The 6,710-nt window shown below is 62.5% G+C and carries 7 protein-coding genes; all 7 read left to right on the top strand.

What is annotated here, in order from left to right:
* Nucleotides 1-8 precede the first annotated feature (8 nt).
* Nucleotides 9-785, top strand: coding sequence for a DUF427 domain-containing protein (locus NKH41_RS31055; RefSeq protein WP_352772576.1), 777 nt, complete (start codon nt 9-11; stop codon nt 783-785).
* 33 nt (nt 786-818) lie between these two features.
* Nucleotides 819-2,456, top strand: a complete 1,638-nt coding sequence (locus NKH41_RS31060; RefSeq protein WP_352772574.1) for an ABC transporter substrate-binding protein — start codon at nt 819-821, stop codon at nt 2,454-2,456.
* Between the two features lie 7 nt (nt 2,457-2,463).
* Nucleotides 2,464-3,423 (top strand): ABC transporter permease, encoded by a 960-nt coding sequence (locus NKH41_RS31065; RefSeq protein WP_352685312.1) that lies wholly within the window; start codon nt 2,464-2,466, stop codon nt 3,421-3,423.
* Complete coding sequence (locus tag NKH41_RS31070; RefSeq protein ID WP_352774736.1) at nt 3,420-4,307, top strand: ABC transporter permease; 888 nt, start codon at nt 3,420-3,422, stop codon at nt 4,305-4,307. Before NKH41_RS31065 ends, NKH41_RS31070 begins: the two co-directional genes overlap by 4 nt.
* A gap of 199 nt (nt 4,308-4,506) precedes the next feature.
* On the top strand, nt 4,507-5,076 hold the full coding sequence (msuE, locus tag NKH41_RS31075; RefSeq protein WP_352772567.1) for an FMN reductase: 570 nt from the start codon (nt 4,507-4,509) through the stop codon (nt 5,074-5,076).
* A gap of 29 nt (nt 5,077-5,105) precedes the next feature.
* On the top strand, nt 5,106-6,206 hold the full coding sequence (gene sfnG / locus NKH41_RS31080; protein ID WP_023722893.1) for a dimethylsulfone monooxygenase SfnG: 1,101 nt from the start codon (nt 5,106-5,108) through the stop codon (nt 6,204-6,206).
* 55 nt (nt 6,207-6,261) lie between these two features.
* A partial coding sequence (locus NKH41_RS31085) for an ATP-binding cassette domain-containing protein (RefSeq protein WP_352935445.1) occupies nt 6,262-6,710 on the top strand: 449 nt, incomplete at its 3' end.

Genomic DNA, 6,710 nt, shown 5'->3' on the forward strand with positions numbered 1-6,710 from the left:
GAACGATCATGACCGTCGCGCCAAGATTGCAGCCTCGCGAAGCCACCGCGCCGCAGCTCGTCAATGTCCTGCACAGTCCCAAGCGTGTGCGCGTCAAATTCGGCGGCCGCACCATCGCCGACAGCCGCAACGTGCTGGTGCTGCGCTCCAACCATTTCCTGCCGATCTATTTCTTCCCGGCGTCAGCGGTAGATCCGTCGGTGCTGAAGCCCTCGCTGCATCGCGAACCGCATCCAGTCGGTGGCGAGACGGCCTATTGGGATATCGACAGCGGCGACAGGCGCAGTGCCAACGCGGCGTGGGCGTTCATCTCGCCGCCGGACGAAGCGCTGGCGTCCCTGGCCGGGCGGATCGCCTTCACCTGGAAGGCCGTCGACCAATGGTTCGAGGAGGACGAAGAGGTCTTCGTCCATGCGCGAGACCCTTATGCGCGCATTGATGTGCTGCAAAGCACGAGCCATGTGCAGGTCTGGTTCGACGGCGAGCCGATCGCCGACAGTCACCGCCCGGTGCTTTTGTTCGAGACGCATCTGCCGACGCGTTTCTATCTGCCGGCGGAAGACATCCGGCTGGAGCGGCTGACGGCGTCCGTTACAACGACGCGATGTCCCTACAAGGGCATTGCCTCCTACTGGTCGGGGGTGCTGAGCGACGGAACGGTGCGCCCGGACATCGCCTGGAGCTACCGGGATCCAATCGTCGAAATGCCGAAGATCAAAGGCCTCATCGCCTTCTATCCGCAGGCCGTTGACCGCATCCATCTCGACGGCGAACCCGTCGCATAGATTTTCAATTTTCATTTCAAAGCAGGGTTTAACATGACCAAACGCAGGGATATCGACGCACTTCGCAGCCTGTCGGGGGACACCTGGAATGTCGCCGTCGACGAATATCAGGGCGGCTTTCTCAAGCGCCGCGATCTCCTGAAATACGCCGCACTGCTCGGCCTGACAGGCTTTGCCGCCTCGCAGGGGTTCGGAGCCGCACGCGCCGCGGCCGCCGCCGGCGGCACGGTTCGTGTCGGGCTCGGTCAGCCGACCAAGGCGATCGATCCGGTTTCGGTGACCGATCCGGCCAGCATCGGGGTGATCAGCCAGGTCGGCGAATATCTGATCCTCGACGATCCGAAGGACGGTCTCCAGCCGAAGCTCGCTTTGTCCTGGGAGGCCGACGAGACAGCCAGCCGCTGGACCTTCAAATTGCGGCAAGGGGTGAAATTCCACGATGGCCGCGCGGTCACCGCCAGGGACGTGGTGGCGAGCTTCGAGCGGCTGGTCGATCCCGCCAGCGGCTCGTCGGCGCTCTCAGCCTACAAGGGCATTCTGTCCAAGGGTGGCGCCAAACTGGTCGACGAGCAGACAGTCGCCTTCGATCTCGACGGTCCCAACAGCAACTTTCCCTTCTATGTCTCCTCCGACGTCTATAATGCCGTCATCCTGCCGGCCGACTATGCCGGCGATTTCGAGAAGACTTTCAACGGCACCGGCCCGTTCAAGCTCGAATCCTTCCGTCCCAAGCAAGGCGCCAGCTTCGTGCGCAATCCGGATTACTGGGGCGAGAAGGCACTGCCCGACCGCATCGAGATCAAGTTCTTCGACGACGAGCAGGCGCAGGTGCTGGCGCTGCAGGCCGGCCAGCTCGACGTCATCCCCAGCACGACGCGGTTGGAACTGGCGATCGAGGGCAACCCCAACTTCAAGCTGCTCAGCGTGCAGGCAAGCTCGCATGACCAGGTGCATCTCAGAACCGACCAGGCGCCGTTCACCGACAAGCGCATCCGCCGCGCGCTGGCACTCACCATCGACCGCGAGGCGGTGGTCAAGGGGCTGCTGAAGGGCCGCGCCATCGTCGGCAACGACACCCCGTTCGCGCCGATCTTCCCTTCGGCCGATCCGTCGGTGCCGCAGCGCAAGCACGATATCACGGAAGCCAAGCGGCTGCTTGGCGAGGCTGGCGTGCCGAACGGCTTCGAGGTGACGCTGACCACCGAACGCGCCTATGACATTCCCGACTATGCGGTGATCATCCAGAACTTCGCCAAAAAGATCGGCATCGATGTCAAGCTCAATGTCCTGCCGCAGGACGCCTATTACGGCTCGGCGACCTTCGGCAGCTCGCCTTGGCTGGATTCGGTTCTCGGCATCACCGACTACGGCCATCGCGGCACGCCCGACATCTTCCTCAACGCCACGCTGAAGAGTACGGGAGCCTGGAACGCGGCGCATTTCAACAACCCCGGCTATGATGCGCTGCTGCTCGACTACTCGAAGGCGCGTGACCTCAATGCCCAGCGCCTTGCTGCCGGCAAGATCCAGACGCTTTTGCTTGACGAGACGCCGGCGATCATCAGCTACTTCTCGCAATACAGCCGGATTGTCAGCTCGAAGGTCGAGGGCGTGCGCTTCACCGCAATCTCGCATCTGCTGCTCGATCGCGTTTCCTTCGTCCAGGCATGATCGCGACATGCTGACCGGCCGCATTCTGTCAGCGCGTGTGGGCACTCTTGTCCTCACGCTGTGGCTTGTCAGTGTCCTGGTTTTCTTCGCCGGGCAGGTTTTGCCCGGCGATGTCGGCCGCGTGATGCTCGGGCCGTTTGCCGACGCGCAGGCGGTGGCGGAGCTGAACAAGCGGCTGGGCGCCGACCAGCCAGTTCTCGTCCAGTATTGGCTCTGGTTCAGCAAGGCGGTGTCAGGCGATTTCGGCACCTCGCTTTCGATGCGCGCGCCGGTGGCCCCGTTCGTGCAGGAGAGCCTGAAGCGCTCCGCATCCCTTGCCGGCATTATTTTGGTCTTTCTCATTCCGCTCGGGGTTGGCGGCGGTGTCATCGCCGGTCTCAACGCCGGCCGCCTCATCGACCGGCTGATCGTGATGGCGGGCGTCTCCTTCGGCATCGTGCCGGATTTTGTGTCCGGCCTGATGCTGCTCATCGTTTTCGGCCTGTGGCTGAACTGGTTCCCGATCTCAGGCGTTGCGCCGGATGGCGCGGGCTTCTGGACGCAAGGCTATTATCTGATCCTGCCGGCGCTGCCGCTGGTGCTCAATCTTGCCGGCTACATCGCCCGGATGACGCGGGCCGGCGTGATCGAGGCGATGGCCGCCGACTACACACGCACCGCCGTCCTGAAAGGGCTTGAGCGGCGCGAGATCATCCTTCGGCACGTGCTGCGCAATGCGCTGACCCCGACCATCGCGGTGCTGGCGACGCAGACCGGATACATGCTTGGCGGGCTGGTTGTGATCGAAGCGCTGTTCGGCATCCAGGGACTTGGCAATCTGGTTCTGAACGCGGCCAAGGCGCGAGATTTCCCGATGCTTGAAGCGGGGGTGCTGGTGATGGCGGCAATCTTTGTTCTTTCGGCGGCGGCGGGCGACTTCGTGCTGGCCTTGCTCGATCCGCGGCAACGCCGTCGGACCTCGCCATGACGGATCTGACGGAGTTTCCCGCATCACGGCGCGCCGTGGCCGGTTTTCCGGCGGTGCGCAGGATCGGCAGTGCCTTCTCCGGACTGCCCCCATCGGTCGTGATCGGAACGCTGCTGCTACTGTTCTGGGTCGTATGCGCGGTAGCAGGCAATCTTTTCGTTCCGTATGATCCCTATGCCGAGGATTTTCTGGCGATGCTGACGCCGCCCGATGCCTCGCACTGGTTCGGGACCGATCAGCTCGGCCGCGACGTGCTGTCCCGCATTATCGTCGGATCGCGCGATATCCTGCTGGTTGCGCCGCTGGCGACGCTGGTCGGCGTTGCCGCCGGCAGCATCATCGGCCTGGTGCTCGGCTATTTCGATGGCCTCACCGATGCCATCGGCGCGCGGTTGCTCGATACACTGATGGCGTTTCCATTCATCGTTCTCGTCACCATGACGCTGGTGGCGATCGGGCCGTCGAACCTGACGGTCGTCCTGGTGATCGGCATCGCCTATGCGCCGCTGGTGGCGCGCACCGTCCGCGCCGCCGTGCGCGAGCAGAAGCAGCGCGACTATGTCAGCGCCGCCCGGCTTGGCGGCGAAGGCGCGCTCGCCATCATGTTCCTGGAGATATTGCCCAACATCAGGGAGACCATCCTCATCGAGTTCGTCACTCGGCTGGGCTACGCGTTCTTTTCGATCGCGACGCTGAGTTTTCTGGGCCTCGGCATCCAGCCGCCTTCCGCCGATTGGGGGCTAGCCGTCGCCGACGGCTACGGCTTCCTGACCGGCGGTAAATGGTGGGTCGTCGTTTTCAATTCCGGCGCGATCGTTTCACTGGTCATGGCAACGAACCTAATTGCCCAAGGCTTAGGCGCGTTTGAAAATGGTGATGGATGAATGCGAAGCCGTATTGATGGCCTGAGCTTCGGTCTGCTCGCTATACGGACATTGCTACGTCCATTAGCAGAACGGCATTTTTCTCCGCGAGGCCGAAAAATCGGAACGTAGTTCCTTATCTCTATAGATTTTGTCGAATATCGTCTGCCCCGGTTTGGAAATGACCCGATGCGCATGCAGGGTCCGGGAGATTGACGAGTTGGCAAGGCTATCGGTTCTCGGAATATCCGGCGGCGTAAGCACACCATCGCGCACTACCGCGGTGGTCAACGCGCTGGTCAAGGCAGTCGCCTTGCGCGTCCCGGCAGACACCGGCGTGATCGAAATCACCGAGGCGGCGCCTTCGATTTTCGCCGGGCTGTCTCGTCGTGCGCTCGGCGCGTCTGGCGAAGCGATCATCCAGCGTGTCGAGAAGGCCGACCTGCTCGTGGTCGGAACGCCGGTCTATCGGGCGTCCTACACCGGCGCTCTCAAGCACCTGTTCGACCTCGTCGATCATCGTGCACTGACGGGCAAGACCGTGCTTCTCGCGGCAACCGGCGGAAGTCCATACCATGGCCTGGTTCTCGAACATCAGCTCCGGCCATTGTTCGGTTTTTTCGGGGCCGTCACCGTCCCGACCGGCGTCTACGGCGCGCCCGACGATTTCGTCGATGCCAAGATCGTCGGCGCGGCGATTATCGAGCGCATCTCACGGGCCGCTACCGAAGCGATTTCCTTGCTTAATTCCAGTCATGCAAATGCTGCCGTCGCCACGCGCGTCGGTTGAAGCCAATCAAAAAGGGGAAACGAAACGAAATGACCTCGAATTCCGACAACGTGAAGTTCGCCTACTGGGTCCCGAACGTTTCGGGCGGCCTTGTCATCTCCAACATCGAGCAGCGGACAGGCTGGGACATCGATTATAACCGCAAGCTCGCCCAGATCGCCGAGGCCAACGGCTTCGACTACGCGCTGAGCCAAATACGCTTCACGGCCGGCTATGGCGCCGACAACCAGCACGAATCCGTCTCGTTCAGCCATGCCTTGCTCGCTGCCACCACAACGCTGAAAGTCATCGCGGCGATCCTGCCCGGCCCATGGAATCCAGCGCTGGCGGCCAAGCAGATAGCCACCATCAATCACCTGACCAATGGCCGTGTCGCCGTCAATGTCGTGAGCGGCTGGTTCCGCGGTGAGTTCGCCGCCATCGGCGAGCTGTGGCTCGACCATGACGAGCGCTATCGCCGCTCGGAGGAATTCATCCGTGCGCTGCGCGGCATCTGGACCGAGGACAATTTCACTCTGAAGGGCGACTTCTATCGCTTTACCAACTACTCGATGAAGCCGAAGCCGATCGATCCGCAGCCGGAGATCTTCCAGGGCGGCTCATCACGCGCGGCGCGCGACATGGCTGCGCGGGTTTCCGACTGGTATTTCACCAACGGCAACACGCCGGAAGAGATCAAGAAGCAGGTTGACGACATCAAGACCAAGGCGAAGGCCAATGGCCACAAGGTCAAGATCGGCGTCAACGCCTTTGCCATCGCTCGCGAAACCGAGGCAGAAGCGCGCACCGTGCTCGACGAGATCATCGCCAAGGCCAATCCGGAGGCGGTGCAGGGTTTCGCCGATCAGGTCAAGAATGCCGGCAAGGCCTCGCCGGAAGGCGAGGGTAACTGGGCGAAATCCTCTTTCGAGGATCTTGTCCAATACAATGACGGCTTCCGCAGCAATCTCATCGGCACGCCGGAACAGATTGCCGAACGCATCCTCAAGCTGAAGGATGCCGGCGCGGATCTGATCCTGCTCGGTTTCCTGCATTTCCAGGAAGAGGTGGAGTTCTTCGGCAAGCGCGTCATCCCTCTGGTGCGCGAACTGGAAGCGGCGCGCGACAGGGAGCTCGTCGCCGCGGAATAGGACAGGCGCGGCCTTCAGGCCGCCGCCCGCACGCCTTCAAAATCAGGGACGTTTCATGATTGGTGCTTCGCTGGGAGCCGCCGCATACGAGCGCGCGCCCGAAATCTCCGGGATTCTTGCTGGTGCTGGTCCCGTCGAGGACACGCGCCCGGCGCGCCTGTCGCCAAAGGCTGATGCGATTCTGGCGCTGGGCGGGATCAGCATTTCTTTTGGTGGCGTCATGGCATTGCGGGATGTCGACCTCGAGGTCAAAAGCCGCGAGATCCGCGCGGTGATCGGTCCCAATGGCGCCGGCAAATCCTCGCTGATCAACATCATCAGCGGCCTCTATCACGCCGATCAGGGCAAGATCGCGATCGATGGCCAGTCCTTCTCCCGGGTGTCGGCAAGCCGTCTGGCACGGCTCGGCGTCGCGCGCACCTTCCAGAACCTGGCACTGTTCGGTGGGCTTTCAGTGCGCGACAACATCGCGTCGGGCCGCGTCCACACCCGGCGCGCCAGCTT

It is taken from the genome of Mesorhizobium sp. M1169 (assembly GCF_040318345.1).
Classification (GTDB): Bacteria; Pseudomonadota; Alphaproteobacteria; order Rhizobiales; family Rhizobiaceae; genus Mesorhizobium.

Excerpts from the sequence above, each read along its gene's own strand:
- NKH41_RS31065 (WP_352685312.1), top strand. The coding sequence starts at position 2,464 with ATGCTGACCGGCCGCATTCTGTCAGCGCGTGTGGGCACTCTTGTCCTC.
- NKH41_RS31070 (WP_352774736.1), top strand. The coding sequence starts at position 3,420 with ATGACGGATCTGACGGAGTTTCCCGCATCACGGCGCGCCGTGGCCGGT.
- NKH41_RS31060 (WP_352772574.1), top strand. The coding sequence starts at position 819 with ATGACCAAACGCAGGGATATCGACGCACTTCGCAGCCTGTCGGGGGAC.
- sfnG (WP_023722893.1), top strand. The coding sequence starts at position 5,106 with ATGACCTCGAATTCCGACAACGTGAAGTTCGCCTACTGGGTCCCGAAC.
- NKH41_RS31055 (WP_352772576.1), top strand. The coding sequence starts at position 9 with ATGACCGTCGCGCCAAGATTGCAGCCTCGCGAAGCCACCGCGCCGCAG.